Genomic DNA, 16,274 nt, shown 5'->3' on the forward strand with positions numbered 1-16,274 from the left:
AACAATCGTTAGAGGAGCATGACTAAGTGGGTATTAATATGTTTCCCTCTGACTGGAAAGTATCATTGCATATGCGCCTGAAGGCATTTCGCTGTCAGTTTCCCGAGGCGTATATTTATGCGTTGATCGATGGTGTTTTTGACGAGTCGTGTTATCCATTGCTGAAGCGCGCAAAGCATCTGCGATATGAGGCGTTGTTTGCCGGTACGCCAGGTGCGAATAAAGAAACTTTGTCCATCTCGCCGCTGCTGGTTGAATTTGGCGATACAGGTCGTTCTATTTGGGAACGGCTGCTTGAAAAAACCAATGGTCATCCGGCGCTCAGTTTGATTGTCTCGCCTGAGCCGCTGAATCAACTGGCGGCCCGCTTGGCGCCCTGGTGCATCGTCGATGCCGCAGACTATACGGTGGCGTTGTCGTTCGCCGATACCCGCATTTTGCCGCAACTTTTCAAGACCTTGACGGCGCAGCAGTTGGGCCAGCTTTGTGGGCCGGCACACCATTGGCAATATGTCATGCGCAAAGGCGACTGGAGTGATTTGACGTTGCCTGCTGAAGCGCTTCCGGCGGCGGTTGGCATATCGTTAAGCGAGCAGCAATGCGCTCAACTGATGCGTGCGGCGGAAGGCGACGGTATCCTGTTCCAAGTGCGCGCGACTAGCCCTCGCTTGTTAGAACCTTATACTGCAGAACACGCCCATGCCCTGGTCGAATATTGGCTGGATTGTGCAGATCATGCACGGCTCGAAGCACCGCCAGACCGATTTGACGTATGTATATTTGGCCTCGAAAATCCAGGCCTGCGAGCACGGCCGCAACTTGCGTCCTGGCTAGCTGAACCTGCACAGGCACAAGTGCCAGCTGCATTGTTTGAACGATGGCTGGCAGAGCAATACTCTGTCGATGTGTCGACGTTATCGGTGGAGACAAAGTCATGATTGTCTTGTTCAGGCAGTGGCTGTGGCGAGGCCTCCTGCTGGCCGCGTGTCTACCCTGCCTCGCCATGGCCGCGAGCATCCAGGCGCTGAATTACTCTTCGCGCGAAGTCGATTACATCGCGGTTGAAAATCCTGGCAATACCAACAGCGGCGGCGGTGGCGATTCGATCCGTCCATACGGGCAGGGCGGATCGATATGCTGTTTCAGCGTGCCGGAAAAGTGGCATGCGGATTTGAAGGTGGTGGTGGTCTATCAGTTGTCCCCGGACCCGACCTTTCATCGCGAGACGGTCAGCATTCCACCGTATCCGGATGGGAAGGGAGGTGATATCTGGCTGATCGTCTATGAAGATGGCAGCGTGGGTGCCGTGGTGTCGCTTTACGGACCGAGCCGACCGGAGTGGCCGGGAAAAATCAAGGGGTATCCGGTGCCGACGAAGGAGTATCAGGCACAGCGTCGTAAGGCAAAAATAGAATTGGAAAGAAAATGGTTAGATACTATGGAAAAAGGATTGGAACGTAATAGTAATAAGATGACGGCCACTGAAATTGATGAATTAAAGGATGCAATTGAGTATAAGAAGAAACTCATTCAGAGCCTTGAGTGAATGCATCCATGACTGATTTTTTTACCGCTAGTTATTCTTCTTAAAAAAATGAGTCAACAGATTCATCCAAGTTTTTTGATGACGAGACAGAACTGAAAATATTAGGTGATTTAGTCAAAAAAGGGAATTTCCCACCCCAGGCTTTCCCCTAGATGCGATGCGAATCCAATTTTCGGTTTCTTTTTTGACGGCACCAAAAATAATATGGAGCAGGATGTGGCGTTTCACTCGCACAGCAACGTGGCGCGCTTGTATCGTGCATTTTCCGGCGGTAAAGATACGCATGGCAGTGACGCCAGGCTATGCAAACTGGATACGCAACTGACCGTTAGCAATGGCGCCAAGGCACGCGCTCTGAGTCTTGGCATTGATGCATAAGGATGAAATCATGAATACCTTACTCAAGCACCAACTATGGCGAGGCCTCTTGCTGGCCGTATGTTTACCCGGCGTCGCCATGGCCGCGAGCATTCAGGCGCTGAATTATTCTGCGCGCGAAGTCGATTACATCGCGGTTGAAAATCCGGGCAATACCAACAGCGGCGGTGGTGGCGATTCGATCCGTCCATACGGGCAGGGCGGATCGATATGCTGTTTCAGCGTGCCGGAAAAGTGGCATGCGGATTTGAAGGTGGTGGTGGTCTATCAGTTGTCCCCTGACCCGACCTTTCATCGCGAGACGGTCAGCATTCCGCCGTATCCGGATGGGAAGGGAGGTGATATCTGGCTGATTGTCTATGAAGATGGCAGCGTGGGAGCCGTGGCGTCGCTTTACGGACCGAGCCGACCGGAGTGGCCGGGAAAAATCAAGGGGTATCCGGTGCCGACGAAGGAGTATCGGGATGAGCGTCGTAAGGATAAATTAAAGAGAGAGAAAAATACGCTCGATTTTTTGGAAAAAAGATTACAGCGCGATTTTTATACTCTTTCAGATGAAAAGATAAAAGAAAAAAAAGAAATTATTGAGTTTCAAAAAAAAATTGTCCAAAGTTTAGAAGGGAATGTGCGATGACAGCTTTTTTGGTTGAAAGCTATTCTGCTGATAAAACTGATCCATCTGATAAAGACCGTTTTTTTGACGGAATAGATGAAATGGATAAAATTATAAAATTCATGAAGGCGCGTGAATGTCCACTTCCCGGTTTCCCTCCGCCATGTGATGTCAATCTGTTTTTCGGTTTCTTCTTCGACGGCACCAATAATAATATGAAACGGGATCTGGCATTTCATTCGCATAGTAATGTGGCGCGCTTGTATCACGCATTTCCAGGTGATAAAGACACGCATGGCAGCGAGGCGTGGCCGGACTTGGAGACAAAATATCACAAGAGTTACTTTCGCACCTACGTTCCGGGAGTGGGCACGCGTTTCGACGAGGTTGGCGATACGGGAGAGGGATTTAGCGCTCTCACCAGCGACCGGGCGCGCGGCCTGGCCTTTGCCTACAAGGGAGAAAATCGCATCATCTGGGCATTGGTGGAAGCATTGAATAATGTGCACAGATATTACACCGATGCTCCCCTGGTGGATGACAAGACGTTTAAACAGGACTTCAATACGCTCAGTTTGCCCAGCAAAGTGCAGCCTTCACAGGCGCTGGTGCACGCTTTCACGCAGGCTTTGCAAAAGTTGCACAGCAATTTGCGGCCATTTGTGCCAACCGATGCGCAGGCGAAAAGCGTCAATAAAGGCAAGGTGCTCAATATCTTCGTGTCGATGTTCGGTTTCTCGCGTGGCGCAGCCGAAGCGCGCTCGTTTGCCAACTGGTTCATCTGGTTATGCAAGCTCGATGCGCAACTGACCGTTAGCAAGGGCGTCAAGGCTCGCCAGTTAAGTATTGGCACTATCGAGGTGACCTTCGACTTCATGGGCCTGTTCGATACCGTCGCTTCGGTTGGCCTGGCGGCGTCAGTGCCCCTCCCGAACAGGATGGTGGATGGACATGGCGGCTGGGCCGACGCCGAAGTGTCGCTCAGAATACCTACGTCACCGGGACCAAGCCAGTGCCTGCATCTGGTGTCGGCGCATGAAGTGCGCCGGTCTTTTCCCTTGGACTCCGTTGCTTACCTGGGCAATATTCCCCCTAATTGCAGGGAAATTGTTTTTCCTGGTGTTCATTCGGACATCGGAGGCGGCTATCTGCCGCAAGAACAAGGGCGCGGTACAGATCCAAGTGGTGGCGATTTGATGTCGCGCATTACGTTGGCCACGATGTACCGGGCTGCCCGCCTGGCCGGGGTGCCGCTGAAGTTGGAAGAGGCCAGTGAAGCGACGAAGCGGGCCTTTCGCATCGATCCGCGGACTATAACCACCTTCAATGCGTATATCGGCTTTTGCCATGCGCAGCAAGGCGCTGAACCCTCATTGCGGCTACATAGGATCATGGAATTCCAGCACATGCTGTACATACAGTGGCGCAAGAAAATGCTAGGCAAGATGGGAGATTTACCGAATGTCAAGAATTTGGCAACAAGCTATAAAAGCGGGAAATTTGATTTTACTGATCTCACGATGGCGGACAAAGAGCTGGAAGAAGAGGTTGCGAGCTTTGAAAAGTGGCGCGCCGGTCACCGGACGACCAGCAGCAGAGGGCGGCCCCGTAATCCCGAATGGGAACCTATCGCTGAATTTTGGGATAAGCCGGTACCACCCGTCGAAGTAAGCAACTTTTTTGAGCAGTTCGTGCATGACTCGCGCGCATGGTTCAAACCGTTGGGGAAAGACATTCCCGACTTGTGGTATGCGCTGGAATTGCTTGTGGCTCAGGAAGAGCGAGCCCGTGAATGGGAGAGTGGTCCGGAGGCAGACCCTGGGAAGCCCAATCCCTATAGCTTGAGCACGAAAGAAAAAGAGCAATTGCTGCGATACAAAGCGGTCAAAGGCACCGAAAATGAAATGGATGCGATCGAGCCGGACAAGGGCGGACGCGAGAACAGACTCCTGGGAGGTGGTTATTTGCGTTTCCGCTCAATTTACATGGGATCGGATACCTTCAAGCCGCTAGGCGCTCAGTATGCGGGCATGCTGCCTGTTTTGCACAAGGAACAGCGCGGTATGGCAATAGCCCATCACGGATCGTCCGATGCGGTAGAGCAGGCGAAGACGGTGTAAGTCAAGCTAAGTCCTTGAGCTACCCGTGCGCTGGGCGATCCTTGTTCATTCAATTGATTGCTTGATGAAAGAAAAACAATGAAATGGATGATGTATCTTGGCACCGCCTTGCTGCTGAGCGGCTGCGCGTTCAAGGGCAGGCAGCTTGAGCAAGCCGGTCCAAGTCCTACCGCGACGGCGCAGGTGGGCATCGTCAACCATACGGGGAAGTATATTTACTCCGCATCGGTGGATGGGGCGGGAGGGGGAAATATGGCCAGATGGGGTGCGGGACTTGCCAATATTTGCTGCACATCCATTCCTCGCGTGTGGTATCCGGGAATGAACGTCCTGGTGCGGTGGGATATGCCGGACGGACTACAGCATATTATTAAAGAAAAAATGGTGGAAGTGGAGAAATACGATGAGCCCGGGGATATCTATATGCATTTCTTCCCCGATGACGGGGTGAGGGTTGTCGTGTCAAATGCAGGCGGACGTGCAAAAACGCATCCTATTCTCCATTCGGGGAAACCGGCCGATATGCCTTGATGTCTCTGGTGAACGGGAGGGGCGCCAGCGAGGCTGGCGCCGAGGGCGATCAGCCGATGAAGGAGTCGAACTGCATGTCGAATTCCTGCAGCGCCTTCTGCGCATTCTGCATCTTCTTGCGGAACTCGGGACCCCGTTGCAGGGCCAGGCCGACGGCCAGCACGTCGATCACCACCAGGTAAGCCAGGCGCGCTGAAATGGGCGTGTAGGGGTCGGTGTTGAAGACCAGGTCGATGGGGATCAGCACGGTCGCCAGGTCGGCCAGCGGCGTGCCGGACGGGGCCAGCACGACGACGTCGGCGCCGCCGCGGCGCGCCAGTTTCACGGAGCGGACCAAGGCGGGGCTGTTGCCGCGCTGCGAGATGGCCACCAGGCAGTCGCCGCCGCGCAGCAGGGCCGCCGCGATGCTGTGGATGTTCGGATCGCTGTAGGCCACCGTCGGCACGCCCGAGCGGAAGAACTTGTGCTGCGCGTCGGCCGCCACGATGCCCGACGTGCCCTGGCCATAGAATTCGATCTTGCTGGCGCGCGACAGGATGTCGAGCGCGCGCTGGATCGCTTCCGGGTTCAGGTTGTTGCGCAGGTCGAGCAGGGTGTTGATCGAGCGGCTGCAGATTTTATTCACGAGATCGGCCGCCAGGTCGTCCTGCGCCGGCTGCTCGTTCGCGCCCGGCATGGCCAGAGCCAGGCCCTGCGCCAGCTTCAGCTTGAATTCGTGCCAGCCGTCGTAGCCCAGCGTACGGCAAAAGCGCACCACGGTCGGTTCCGACACCTGTGCGCTCTTCGCCAGCGCCGTGATGTTCTGGCTGACCGTCTGGTTCGGCTGGTCAAGCACGGCCAGCGCGACCTTCTTCTCCGACTTGGAGAGCGAATCGAGCTGGGTGCGGATGGAGTCAAGCAGCATCAGGGTAGTCTTCTGGGTAGGTGTTCAAGAGTATGGAGATAGGTAAAGGGCCTGCCCTGATATACGGGCAGGCCCTTGTCTTGCCCGTTAATCCTCTGGCAAAGCCTCTTCACGCCACTGCAAGCCATCGCGGCCGATCAGGGCGCTGGCTGCGGCCGGGCCCCAGGTACCTGCCGTGTATGGAATCGGCGCGCTGTCGTTCTGTTCCCAGTTGTCGAGAATCGGTTCGACCCATTCCCAGGCCGCTTCCAGTTCGTCGCCGCGCATGAACAGGGTCAGCTGGCCGCGCAGCACGTCGAGCAGCAGGCGCTCGTAGGCGTCCATGCGCGGCGTCTTGAACGATTCGCGGAAATCGAGTTCCAGTTCCGCCGGTTTCAGGCGCATGCCGTCGCCCGGGGTCTTCGCCATCAGGTTCATGCGCAAGCCTTCGTCGGGCTGCAAACGGATCACCAGGCAGTTCGGCTGGAAGCTGGACGTGGGCTGGTTGAAGATCGAGTGCGGGATCTGCTTGAAGCGCACGACGATCTCGGCCAGGCTGTCAGCCATGCGCTTGCCCGTGCGCAGGTAGAACGGCACGCCGGCCCAGCGCCAGGTGTCGATTTCCGCCTTCAGCGCCACGAAGGTCTCGGTGCGCGAATGTTCTGGCGCGTCCGGCTCGTCGCGGTAGCTCGGCACGGTGACGCCGTCCACGTGGCCGGCGCGGTACTGGCCGCGCACGATGTTTTGCGCCAGCGTGGTGGGCGTGAATTTTTTCAGCGAACGCAGCACTTGCAGCTTTTCATCGCGCACGGCGTCCGGCGCGATCGAGGTCGGCGGTTCCATGGCGACGATGCACAGCAGTTGCAGCAAGTGGTTTTGCAGCATGTCACGCAGCGCGCCGGACGTGTCGTAGTAACCCATGCGGTTGCCCACGCCCAGTTTTTCAGCGATGGTGATCTGCACGTCGGAAATCCATTCGCGGCGCCACAGCGGCTCGAACAGCACGTTGCCGAAGCGCAGGGCCAGCAAGTTCTGCACGGTTTCCTTGCCCAGGTAATGGTCGATACGGTAAATCTGCGATTCCTGGAAGACCTTGCCCACTTCGGCGTTGATCTGCTTGGCGCTGGCCAGGTCGCGGCCCAGCGGTTTTTCCAGGACCACGCGCGAATTCGGCGTCACCAGGCCATTGTCTTCCAGGTTGTCGCAGATCAGCGCGAACAGGTGCGGCGGCGTGGCCAGGTAGTACACGCGCGTCAGGTCGGCATCGCCGCGCAGCGCTTCGACCAGCGGCGCGTACGTTGCCGCATCGCTGGCGTTGAGCGACACATACACGATGCGCGCGCAGAACTTGCTCCAGGTGGCGGCATTCAGGGTGCTGGCCTTGATGTGGGGACGCGAGTTGCTTTCCACCATTTTCAAGAAGGCTTCCTGGCCGCTGTCCTGGCGGCCCACGCAGATGATGCGCGCCGTCGGCGGCAAATCGTTCGCGACGTCGCGCGCATACATCGCAGGCAGCAACTTGCGCATTGCTAAATCGCCGCTGCCGCCAAACAGGACCAGGTCAAAATCGGTAAGTGCCATAAGTGAGTGTCGTCGCAAAAGTAAAAGAGCCGGAGCGGGGAGGAGGCCGACCGGAAGTGCCAGTCTGTCGCTACTATAATCGGTGGTGTAAATTTACTACGTAGAACAGGCAATTGCAAGAAATTTTACTACATTCCAACCGCTGCCGTCGCAGTTTTGCCCAGTCTTCTTGCCAGCGGCACCGCGAAGGTCATTATATGCCGTTCGCCGGCCCCGGCGCAGGGTCCTGCTTGCCCTGGGCTTTTCAAAGCAACCATGGTTGCCTGGGAAATTTCCCATTCTCTCCGTCATCATTTGCGCTGTAGCAACAAGCAAGTCAAGAAATGCTGCCAGGATAGCCGTTGGCAGCGTAAAGTAGCTTTGAAGAAAGTAAAAAACCGTATAATTCAAGCTGAAATCGATAGCAACTATTGGTTGTAAGAAATTGTACGATATACACTGCACCGTTAGCGCCGGCCATGCCCCGAACCCGCCATCCGACGTCCATGCGACGTGCAGTCCGCACTGCCCGCAGCATCACGGGCAGGCGACTTAACTTTACAAGACGGCTCAAGGGGACACAATGAATTCAATGCAGCAAGATGTCGATGAACGCACGAGCCTGACAGGCAATAACAAATTCGAACTGTTCCTGTTCAAACTGGGCACCAGCGATCACTCGACGAGCCGCGAACTATTCGGCATCAATGTGTTCAAAGTACGTGAAATCATGGAAATGCCCGCTATCACGGCGGTGGCTGGATCGCACCCGCACATGTTGGGCGTGGTCAATATTCGCGGCCAGATCGTGCCTGTGATCGACTTGCCGATGGCGGTCGGCTGCAAGAGCAATGGCTTGAAAATCCTGATGGTGACGGAATTTGCCCGCTCGACCCAGGCGTTTGCCGTGGAAGAGGTCGATGAAATCGTGCGCCTGGAATGGAACCAGGTCTTGTCGGCCGAATCGAGCGTCGGTGGCGGCCTCGTCACCAGCATCGCGCGCCTCGATGGCGACACGGACAAGACGCGCCTGGCACAAGTGCTGGACGTGGAACAGATCCTGCGCAACGTGCTGCCGTCGGGCGATCCCGATGTGGACGAAAACAGCATCGGTCCGCAAGTGCGGCTGCCTGCCGGCGCCGTGATCCTGGCCGCCGACGATTCCTCGCTGGCCCGCTCGCTGATCGAGAAGGGCCTCGAAGCGATGGGCGTGCCTTTCATCATGACCAAGACGGGCAAGGAAGCATGGGAGCGCCTGCAGGCGATCTCGGCCCAGGCGGCAACGGAAGGCAAGACGGCAAAAGACAAGGTGGCGCTGGTGCTGACCGACCTGGAAATGCCGGAAATGGATGGTTTTACCTTGACGCGCAACATCAAGAACGATGGCCGCTTTTCCAGCATCCCCGTGGTGATCCACTCGTCGCTGACGGGCTCGACCAACGAAGACCACGTCAAGGGCGTGGGCGCCGATGGTTATGTGGCGAAATTCGTCGCGGCGGAACTGGCGGAAACCATCCGCAAGGTGCTGGCGCGGTAAGCTGAAGCAACCGTAGGTCGGATTAGCGGCGTACGCCGCGTAATCCGACGCCACCATGGCCCACACTGTTGTCGGATTACGCGGGGCCTTGCCCCGCTAATCCGACCTACGTGAGCGTAAAAAAAGCGCCGGACCCTCGCGGGTTGCGGCGCTTTTTTATACGTGCAACGATTAGGCCTGGTACGGCGTTTCCGGCTGCCCTGCCACGTCCACACGCACGGACAGCACGTGGCCCGTCAGCGGGTAGTCGGCGATCTCGGCAGCCGAGCGGTTGTGGCTGGCGCTGGTGATGTACAGGGTGCGCAGGTCGGGACCGCCAAACGTCACCATGGTGGGGCAGCGCACGGGCACGGTAATTTCGCCCAGCAGGTGGCCATCGGGGGCAAAGCGCAAGATCTTGCCGCCTTCAAACATGGCCGACCAGTAATTGCCTTCGCTGTCGACGGCCGCGCCATCGGGGCGCCCGCCGTAATCAAGCGCTTTCTTGTCCGTGGAAAAACGCTGGAACGGCTGCGGTTCGGAAATGGCGCCCGTTGCTGCGTCGAAGTCGAAGCGGTCGATGCGGTGCGTGGTGGTATCCGAGTGGTACATGGTGCGCTTGTCCGGGGAAAAGCCCAGGCCGTTCGACACCGTCATGCCGCCCGACCACACCTTGCGCACATGGCCCTTTTCCAGCACGAACATTTCTGCAGCGTCAGCGCTGCGCGGTTCGAAGATGGTGCCGACCCAGAAGCGGCCGGCGGGATCGACCTTGCCATCGTTGAAGCGCGTGGTGGCCATGTCGAACGGCGCCGGGGCGATTTCCGCCAGGCTGCCCGTCTTCGTGTCGAGGTGGGCAAAGCCGCTGCGCAGGGCGACGATCAGGCCGCCTCCGGCATTGATGGCCAGGGCCGACGGTTCCGTCGGCATGCTCCATTGCTCGTGCTTGCCGCTGGCCGGGTGCAGGCGGTGCACGGCGCGGCCATCGATGTCGACCCAGTACAGGGCCGCTTCCTTGCCATGCCACAGCGGGCATTCGCCCACTTGCATGGGCTGGTCGCTGACTACCTTGATTTCGTAAATATTCATTGATCTCCTTAATACGCGGCCTTGGCTGCGCGCGCCAGCGCGATCAAGCCATTGGTCGAGCTGTCATGGTGGTCGGGACGGGCTTCGCCCGTCAGTTCGGCCTGGATTTTCTTGGCCAGCACCTTGCCCAGTTCCACGCCCCACTGGTCGAAACTGTTGACGTTCCACAAGACGCCTTGCACGAAGGTCTTGTGTTCGTACAGCGCGATCAGGGCGCCCAGGGTGGTCGGGGTCAGCTGGTCCATCAGGATGGTGTTGCTGGGGCGGTTGCCGGGGAAGGTCTTGTGCGGCACGAGCGCCGCGATTTCGCTTTCCGGCAAGCCTTGCGCCTGCAAGTCCTGGCGCACTTCCTCGCCCGTCTTGCCCGTCATGAAGGCTTCCGACTGGGCAAAACAGTTGGCCAGCAGGGCGTCGTGATGGCCGGGCAAGTCGTGCGTAGCGCGCAGGGCGGCGATGAAGTCGATGGGCGTGATGTCCGTGCCCTGGTGCAGCAGCTGGAAATACGCGTGCTGCGCATTCGTGCCGCAGTCGCCCCAGATGACGGGACCCGTGGGCACGTCGACGGGCTGGCCATCCTTGGTGACGCGCTTGCCGTTGCTTTCCATGTCCAGCTGTTGCAGGTAGGCGGCAAAGCGGCTCAGGTCCTGGTGGTAGGGCGCGATGGAGACGGAGCCGCAATCGAGGAATTGGCGGTTCCAGAAACCCACCATGGCCAGCACCACGGGCATGTTCTGTTCCAGCGGGGCTTGGCGGAAATGCTGGTCCATCGCATGCGCGCCGGCCAGGAAATCGCTGAAGTATTCGAAGCCCACGGACAGGGCCACGGCCAGGCCGATCGACGACCAGACGGAATAGCGGCCGCCGACCCAGTCCCAGAACGGGAACATGTTTTCCGGCGCAATGCCGAAGTCGACGATCGCTTGCGTGTTGGTCGAAACGGCCACAAAATGCTGGGCCAGATCTTTTTCTTCGCCTTCCAGCAGGAACCAGGCGCGCGCCGTGTTTGCGTTGAGCATGGTTTCAGCGGTGACGAAGGTTTTCGAGGCAACGATGAACAAGGTCGTTTCCGGATCGACTTTGGACAGGGTCGCTTCCATGTCGTGGCCGTCGACGTTGGATACGAAGTGCATTTCCAGGCCCGGGTTGGCGTAGGAGCGCAGCGCCAGGCAAGCCATTTTCGGGCCCAGGTCCGAGCCGCCGATGCCGATATTGACGATGTCGCAGATCGGCTTGCCCGTGTAGCCGAGCCAGCTGCCATTGCGCACCTTGTCCGTAAACGCCTTCATGCGTTGCAGCACATCTTGCACGTCGGCATCGATATCCTGGCCATCGACGACCAGCTGCGTGCCGCGCGGCGCGCGCAAGGCCGTATGCAGAACGGCCCGATGTTCGGTAAGATTGATTTTCTCGCCCGTAAACATGGCTTCGCGCTGCGCTTCCACGCCGCGTTCGCGGGCCAGATCCATCAGCAGCGCCATGGCGGTGGCGTCGACGCGGTTCTTCGAGTAATCGAGCAGCAGTCCTGCCGCATCGACTGTCATGCTGGAGAAACGCGCGGGATCGGCGGCGAACAGCTGGCGCAGATGCACGTCGCGCAGGCTGGCGCCATGCGCTTGCAGGGACTGGAAACTGGCGGTGGCGGTGATGGCAGGAGTAGGTGCTGGCTGGCGCATGGCTGTCGGCTTGGGTGCTTGTCTCGGTTGAAAGGAGCGCGGCGCGTTCATCGTGGCGAACGGGATGCCGGCATTGGTATGAGAATAATACATCAGAAAAACGTAATTTCACTACAGTTTGTGTCGTGACGCTGATTTTGTTGTGCTTTTTTTAGCGATTGTGCCAGTGGCTTATAAGGAAGGGGTGGGCGGGTGCCGATACGCGATATTGCCCGGGTTTGCTCTGAAAAGCCCCAATCCGTGGCTTATTTGTGTTGTTGGCCCATGCAAGAGTGCTTCTTCTTCACTATTTTGTAGTAAAATTTCACGAAATACTCATTTTTAAGGAAATCCCATGACGCTGCATCCAGTAGTCGACTCCGTAACAGCGCGCATCATCGCGCGCAGCCGGCCATCGCGCGGCGCCTACCTGGCGCATCTGGATGCGGCCCGCATCCAGGGCGTGCAGCGCGGCGCCCTGTCGTGTACCAACCTGGCGCACGGCTTTGCCGCCTTTCCCGCCAACGACAAGCTGTCGCTGAAGGAATACAAGAAGCCTTCCGTGGCCATCGTATCCTCGTACAACGACATGCTGTCGGCGCACCAGCCGTTTGAAGGCTTCCCGCAGATCATCAAGCAAGCCGTGCGCGAAGTGGGCGCCGTCGCCCAGTTCGCCGGCGGCGTGCCCGCCATGTGCGATGGCGTGACGCAAGGCCAGCCGGGCATGGAACTGTCGCTGTTTTCGCGCGACACCATCGCCATGTCGACGGCCGTGGCGCTGTCGCACAATATGTTCGACGCGGCCCTGTACCTGGGCGTGTGCGACAAGATCGTGCCGGGCCTGCTGATCGGCGCGCTGCACTTCGGCCACTTGCCTGCCGTCTTCGTGCCGGCCGGTCCGATGACGTCGGGCCTGTCGAACCAGGAAAAGGCCAAGGTGCGTCAGCTGTATGCGCAAGGCAAGGCCACGCGTGAAGACTTGCTCGAAGGCGAGTCGAAAGCCTACCACGGCGCGGGCACCTGTACCTTCTACGGCACGGCCAACAGCAACCAGATGCTGATGGAAGTGATGGGCCTGCACTTGCCGGGCGCCGCCTTCATCACGCCGAACACGCCGCTGCGCGATGCGCTGACAAAAGCTGCCGCCCAGCGCGCCGCCGGCATCACGGCGCAAAGCGCCAATTACTTGCCAGTTGGCCATATCGTCGACGAGAAATGTATCGTCAACGCCGTCGTGGGCTTGCTGGCCACGGGCGGTTCGACCAACCACACCCTGCACCTGGTGGCCATTGCCAAGGCGGCCGGCATCGTCATCGACTGGAACGATTTCAATGAACTGTCGGCCATCGTGCCTATGCTCACGCGCATCTATCCGAACGGCGACGCCGACGTCAACCATTTCCACGCGGCCGGCGGCACGGGCTATCTGATCCGCGAACTGCTGGACGCGGGCTTGCTGCACGAAGACGTCAATACCATCCTGGGCCACGGCTTGCGCGCGCACTGCATGGAACCGTTCCTGGGCGAGGACGGCAAGGTCTTCTGGAAGGATGCGCCGGCCGCCAGCGCCGACGAAAGCGTGCTGCGCCCCGCCTCGAACCCGTTCGCGCCGGACGGCGGCATGGTCCTGGTGGCCGGTAACCTGGGCCGCGCCGTGATGAAGGTGTCGGCCGTCAAGCCGCAGCACCGTACGGTGGAAGCGCCTGCCCTGGTATTCAATTCGCAGGAAGATTTCATGGCCGCCTACAAGGCGGGCTCGCTGGACCGCGACTTCGTTGCCGTGCTGCGCTTCCAGGGCCCGCGCGCCAACGGCATGCCGGAACTGCATGCGCTGACGCCGGCGCTGGCCAACCTGCAGGATGCGGGCCGCCATGTGGCGCTGGTCACCGATGGCCGCATGTCGGGCGCGTCGGGCAAGGTGCCGGCCGCCATCCACGTATCGCCTGAAATCCTCGCCGGCGGCCCCCTGGGCCTGGTGCGCGATGGCGACATCATCCGCCTCGACGCCTTTACGGGCGTGCTCGAAGCGCTGGTGCCGGCCGACGTCTGGCATGCCCGTTCGCTGGTCACGGCAGATCTGTCGCCGAACCACATCGGCATGGGCCGCGAGCTGTTTTCCATGTTCCGTTCCACCGTCAGCGCGGCGGAAGAGGGTGCCACCACCTTCGGCCTGCCGTCGCCGATTCCCACCACCGTCGCCTTGCACGACGCCGACAATGTCGGCGATACTGTGCCCGGTTCCGATGAAGACTTTTTGGCTAGGAAATAAGAGATGACCATGACACTACTGGAAATTATGCGCACCTCGAGCGTGATCCCCGTGATCGCGATCGACGACCCTGACCACGCCGTACCGCTGGCGCGCGCGCTGGTGGCGGGCGGCATCCGCGTGCTGGAAGTAACCTTGCGCACCAAGCACGGCCTGGAAGCGATCCGCGCCATGTCGGAAGTGCCGGGCGCCATCGTCGGCGTGGGCACCTTGACGCGTCCCGAGGAATTTGCCCAGGCGCGCGATGCGGGCGCCGTGTTCGGCGTCTCGCCTGGCCTGACGTCCGCCCTGGTGGCGGCGGCGAAAAGCAGCGGCCTGCCCCTGCTGCCAGGCGTGATGACGCCCGGCGAAGTGATGGCGGCGCGTGAAAACGGCTTCCAGCAGCTGAAGCTGTTCCCGGCCGTGCCGGCCGGCGGCATCGGCATGCTCAACGCCATCTACGGCCCCCTGCCGGACGTGACATTCTGCCCGACGGGCGGCATCTCGCAAGAGACGGCGTCGCAGTTCCTGGCGCTGAAGAACGTCGCCTGCGTGGGCGGTTCGTGGCTGACGCCGAAAGACGCGATCGCGGCCGGCAACTGGGACCGCATCACGGAAATCGCCAAGGCAGCCAGCGGCCTGCGCTCGGTCTAATCGGTACCGGCGCGGCAGGCTTGCATACCTGCCGCGCTTTCTACTCCTCTTCTCATGCGCGTCTTGCGCCGCCCCCTGACCATCGGCGAAACCGCCATGGCCCGCAGCGTCTTTCGCGACGCCATCGACTACGCGCGCGTGCGCGTCGTGCGCGGCTCCTTTTTACCGTTTGGCCTGCAAGACCAGAACACGGCGATGACGCCGCGCGGCAGCCTGCACTTCATGCCGGCCCAGTACCGCGACGATTTTTCGCGCGAGGGCAACGGCGGCAAGCTGTTCTTCATCCACGAAATGGTGCACGTGTGGCAGTACCAGCTCGGCTACGGCGTGCTGCTGCATGGCGTGCTGCTGGCGCTCTGCGGCGGCTACCTCCGGCAGCGCGCCTACCGCTACGATGCGCAGGCCGGCGGCATCCTGTCCGACTTCAACATGGAACAGCAGGGCGACATCATCGCCCACTATTTCGGCGCGCGCCAGCTGGGCATCCCTGCCTACGTGGCAAAGCTGCCCCAGCTGCAGGATATCCTGCAGGGCTTCCTGCTCGATCCCGCCGACCGCCGCCTGCTGCCGCGCTGATGCCGGTGTCACGGCGCCGTGTTCGATGCCACGCGCATGTCCGGCGCGCGCAGGCTGGCCGCCGCATCCTTGCCCAGCAATAGACGCAGGTCTGCACCCGCGCCGATGCCGCTGTCGCCGGCGGCCTGCAGCTGCGGCATGCCGCCCAATGCCAGTGCCAGGGTGGCCGCCGCCTGCGCATGGCCGGGGCGGTAGACAATGCTGCTGGCCTGGACCGCGTATGGCCGTTGGTTACCCAGCCGCAGCACGCTGATGCCCATGCCGCCCAGCATGCCGCGCATGCGCGCCGCCAGTCCCGTTGCACCATTGCCGTTGATGACTTCCAGCCGTGGCAGCGCTGCTGCCGGCGCTGTCCGCCTGACGGGGGGCGGCAAGGCCGCTTGCGCGGTCACGGGCGCATCGCGCCAGCTCAGGGCAAAGATATTGGGCTGCAATTGCGTCAGTTGCAGGCGGCTGGCCGGTGCCGTGGCTACGGGCGCGGGCGCCAGGTCGGGTTCGATGGCGTCCGCGGCGGCATCGACCGTGCCGACGCTGCGCGCCAGCGCCGCGATGGACAGCGCCAGGTTGGCGCGTGCCGGCTGCTGGCCATTGTCGAGCTGCAGCGACTGGCGCAGCACGTTCGCCGCCTGCGCGTAATCGCCCTGCAGGTACAGCACGTAGCCGAGGTTGTTGTAGGTCCGGGCCGTGGGCGCTTCCTGCGCCAGTGCCTGCAGCATGGTGCGCGCCGTTTCCAGCTGGCCCAGCTGCGCGTGCAGCACGGCGGCGCCATTGCGCGCATCGGGCGCGGCGGGCGTGAGCAGCAGGGCTTCGCGGTACGCAGCCAGCGCCGCGCGCGCATCGCCCAGCTCCTGCATTCGCTTGCCCAGCTTGCAGAACGCGGCAGCGCGGGTGGCGGCGCTGCCGCGTTC

15 protein-coding genes are annotated in these 16,274 nt (G+C 60.1%); 9 read left to right on the top strand and 6 right to left on the bottom strand.

Features of this window, described 5'->3' with window-relative positions:
• Nucleotides 1-38 precede the first annotated feature (38 nt).
• On the top strand, nucleotides 39-938 hold the full coding sequence (locus GCN75_RS24455) for a DUF4123 domain-containing protein (RefSeq protein WP_152284706.1): 900 nt from the start codon (nucleotides 39-41) through the stop codon (nucleotides 936-938).
• Complete coding sequence (locus tag GCN75_RS24460; protein WP_193317640.1) at nucleotides 935-1,546, top strand: DUF3304 domain-containing protein; 612 nt, start codon at nucleotides 935-937, stop codon at nucleotides 1,544-1,546. Before GCN75_RS24455 ends, GCN75_RS24460 begins: the two co-directional genes overlap by 4 nt.
• 114 nt (nucleotides 1,547-1,660) lie before the next feature.
• Here the strand turns inward: GCN75_RS24460 and GCN75_RS29345 are convergent, their stop codons facing one another.
• Nucleotides 1,661-1,831, bottom strand: coding sequence for a hypothetical protein (locus tag GCN75_RS29345; protein WP_193317641.1), 171 nt, complete (start codon nucleotides 1,829-1,831; stop codon nucleotides 1,661-1,663).
• A gap of 103 nt (nucleotides 1,832-1,934) precedes the next feature.
• Here GCN75_RS29345 and GCN75_RS24465 point away from each other — a divergent pair, with 103 nt between their 5' ends.
• From GCN75_RS24465 to GCN75_RS24475, 3 genes are all read left to right on the top strand, one after another.
• Nucleotides 1,935-2,558: a DUF3304 domain-containing protein gene (locus GCN75_RS24465; RefSeq protein ID WP_193317642.1), complete on the top strand. Its 624-nt coding sequence runs from the start codon at nucleotides 1,935-1,937 to the stop codon at nucleotides 2,556-2,558.
• Nucleotides 2,555-4,657, top strand: a complete 2,103-nt coding sequence (locus tag GCN75_RS24470) for a T6SS phospholipase effector Tle1-like catalytic domain-containing protein (RefSeq protein ID WP_152284709.1) — start codon at nucleotides 2,555-2,557, stop codon at nucleotides 4,655-4,657. The genes GCN75_RS24465 and GCN75_RS24470 overlap by 4 nt, the downstream gene beginning before the upstream one ends.
• 78 nt (nucleotides 4,658-4,735) lie before the next feature.
• Nucleotides 4,736-5,188: a DUF3304 domain-containing protein gene (locus GCN75_RS24475; protein ID WP_152284710.1), complete on the top strand. Its 453-nt coding sequence runs from the start codon at nucleotides 4,736-4,738 to the stop codon at nucleotides 5,186-5,188.
• 49 nt (nucleotides 5,189-5,237) lie between these two features.
• Here GCN75_RS24475 and GCN75_RS24480 read toward each other — a convergent pair whose 3' ends face one another.
• Both GCN75_RS24480 and zwf read right to left on the bottom strand, forming a co-directional pair.
• Entirely contained in the window at nucleotides 5,238-6,092 is an 855-nt protein-coding gene (locus GCN75_RS24480) for an SIS domain-containing protein (RefSeq protein ID WP_034750862.1), read from the bottom strand.
• Nucleotides 6,093-6,179: 87 nt separating this feature from the next.
• The gene (gene zwf, locus GCN75_RS24485) at nucleotides 6,180-7,652 is read right to left on the bottom strand and encodes a glucose-6-phosphate dehydrogenase (RefSeq protein ID WP_152258718.1); all 1,473 of its coding nucleotides are present in this window, start codon (nucleotides 7,650-7,652) and stop codon (nucleotides 6,180-6,182) included.
• A 562-nt stretch (nucleotides 7,653-8,214) separates the two neighbouring features.
• Here zwf and GCN75_RS24490 point away from each other — a divergent pair.
• The gene (locus GCN75_RS24490) at nucleotides 8,215-9,168 is read left to right on the top strand and encodes a chemotaxis protein (RefSeq protein WP_152258717.1); all 954 of its coding nucleotides are present in this window, start codon (nucleotides 8,215-8,217) and stop codon (nucleotides 9,166-9,168) included.
• Nucleotides 9,169-9,339: 171 nt separating this feature from the next.
• Here the strand turns inward: GCN75_RS24490 and GCN75_RS24495 are convergent, their stop codons facing one another.
• Nucleotides 9,340-10,236 carry an SMP-30/gluconolactonase/LRE family protein gene (locus tag GCN75_RS24495; RefSeq protein WP_152284711.1) on the bottom strand — a complete coding sequence of 299 codons (897 nt, stop codon included), beginning with the start codon at nucleotides 10,234-10,236 and terminating at the stop codon, nucleotides 9,340-9,342.
• Between the two features lie 8 nt (nucleotides 10,237-10,244).
• A complete protein-coding gene (gene pgi, locus GCN75_RS24500; protein WP_152284712.1) occupies nucleotides 10,245-11,909 on the bottom strand; it encodes a glucose-6-phosphate isomerase in 1,665 nt (554 codons plus the stop codon).
• A gap of 334 nt (nucleotides 11,910-12,243) precedes the next feature.
• Between pgi and edd the strand changes: the two genes are divergently transcribed.
• From edd to GCN75_RS24515, 3 genes are all read left to right on the top strand, one after another.
• On the top strand, nucleotides 12,244-14,157 hold the full coding sequence (edd, locus tag GCN75_RS24505) for a phosphogluconate dehydratase (protein ID WP_152284713.1): 1,914 nt from the start codon (nucleotides 12,244-12,246) through the stop codon (nucleotides 14,155-14,157).
• A gap of 3 nt (nucleotides 14,158-14,160) precedes the next feature.
• A complete protein-coding gene (locus GCN75_RS24510) occupies nucleotides 14,161-14,790 on the top strand; it encodes a bifunctional 4-hydroxy-2-oxoglutarate aldolase/2-dehydro-3-deoxy-phosphogluconate aldolase (protein WP_152258713.1) in 630 nt (209 codons plus the stop codon).
• A gap of 63 nt (nucleotides 14,791-14,853) precedes the next feature.
• The gene (locus GCN75_RS24515) at nucleotides 14,854-15,366 is read left to right on the top strand and encodes a hypothetical protein (protein WP_152284714.1); all 513 of its coding nucleotides are present in this window, start codon (nucleotides 14,854-14,856) and stop codon (nucleotides 15,364-15,366) included.
• Nucleotides 15,367-15,374: 8 nt separating this feature from the next.
• Here GCN75_RS24515 and GCN75_RS24520 read toward each other — a convergent pair.
• The coding region (locus tag GCN75_RS24520) for a LytR C-terminal domain-containing protein (RefSeq protein ID WP_152284715.1) at nucleotides 15,375-16,274 on the bottom strand (900 nt) is incomplete at its 5' end.

Origin of the sequence: Janthinobacterium violaceinigrum (assembly GCF_009208555.1) — a bacterium.
GTDB classification, from domain to species: Bacteria; Pseudomonadota; Gammaproteobacteria; order Burkholderiales; family Burkholderiaceae_D; genus Janthinobacterium; species Janthinobacterium violaceinigrum.

What these genes read in the sequence shown, in the direction of transcription:
- pgi (WP_152284712.1), bottom strand. Translation starts at nt 11,909, where the DNA reads ATGCGCCAGCCAGCACCTACTCCTGCCATCACCGCCACCGCCAGTTTC.
- GCN75_RS24465 (WP_193317642.1), top strand. Translation starts at nt 1,935, where the DNA reads ATGAATACCTTACTCAAGCACCAACTATGGCGAGGCCTCTTGCTGGCC.
- GCN75_RS24495 (WP_152284711.1), bottom strand. Translation starts at nt 10,236, where the DNA reads ATGAATATTTACGAAATCAAGGTAGTCAGCGACCAGCCCATGCAAGTG.
- GCN75_RS24475 (WP_152284710.1), top strand. Translation starts at nt 4,736, where the DNA reads ATGAAATGGATGATGTATCTTGGCACCGCCTTGCTGCTGAGCGGCTGC.
- GCN75_RS24510 (WP_152258713.1), top strand. Translation starts at nt 14,161, where the DNA reads ATGACCATGACACTACTGGAAATTATGCGCACCTCGAGCGTGATCCCC.
- GCN75_RS24470 (WP_152284709.1), top strand. Translation starts at nt 2,555, where the DNA reads ATGACAGCTTTTTTGGTTGAAAGCTATTCTGCTGATAAAACTGATCCA.
- zwf (WP_152258718.1), bottom strand. Translation starts at nt 7,652, where the DNA reads ATGGCACTTACCGATTTTGACCTGGTCCTGTTTGGCGGCAGCGGCGAT.
- GCN75_RS24455 (WP_152284706.1), top strand. Translation starts at nt 39, where the DNA reads ATGTTTCCCTCTGACTGGAAAGTATCATTGCATATGCGCCTGAAGGCA.
- GCN75_RS24480 (WP_034750862.1), bottom strand. Translation starts at nt 6,092, where the DNA reads ATGCTGCTTGACTCCATCCGCACCCAGCTCGATTCGCTCTCCAAGTCG.
- GCN75_RS24490 (WP_152258717.1), top strand. Translation starts at nt 8,215, where the DNA reads ATGAATTCAATGCAGCAAGATGTCGATGAACGCACGAGCCTGACAGGC.
- edd (WP_152284713.1), top strand. Translation starts at nt 12,244, where the DNA reads ATGACGCTGCATCCAGTAGTCGACTCCGTAACAGCGCGCATCATCGCG.
- GCN75_RS29345 (WP_193317641.1), bottom strand. Translation starts at nt 1,831, where the DNA reads ATGCGTATCTTTACCGCCGGAAAATGCACGATACAAGCGCGCCACGTT.
- GCN75_RS24460 (WP_193317640.1), top strand. Translation starts at nt 935, where the DNA reads ATGATTGTCTTGTTCAGGCAGTGGCTGTGGCGAGGCCTCCTGCTGGCC.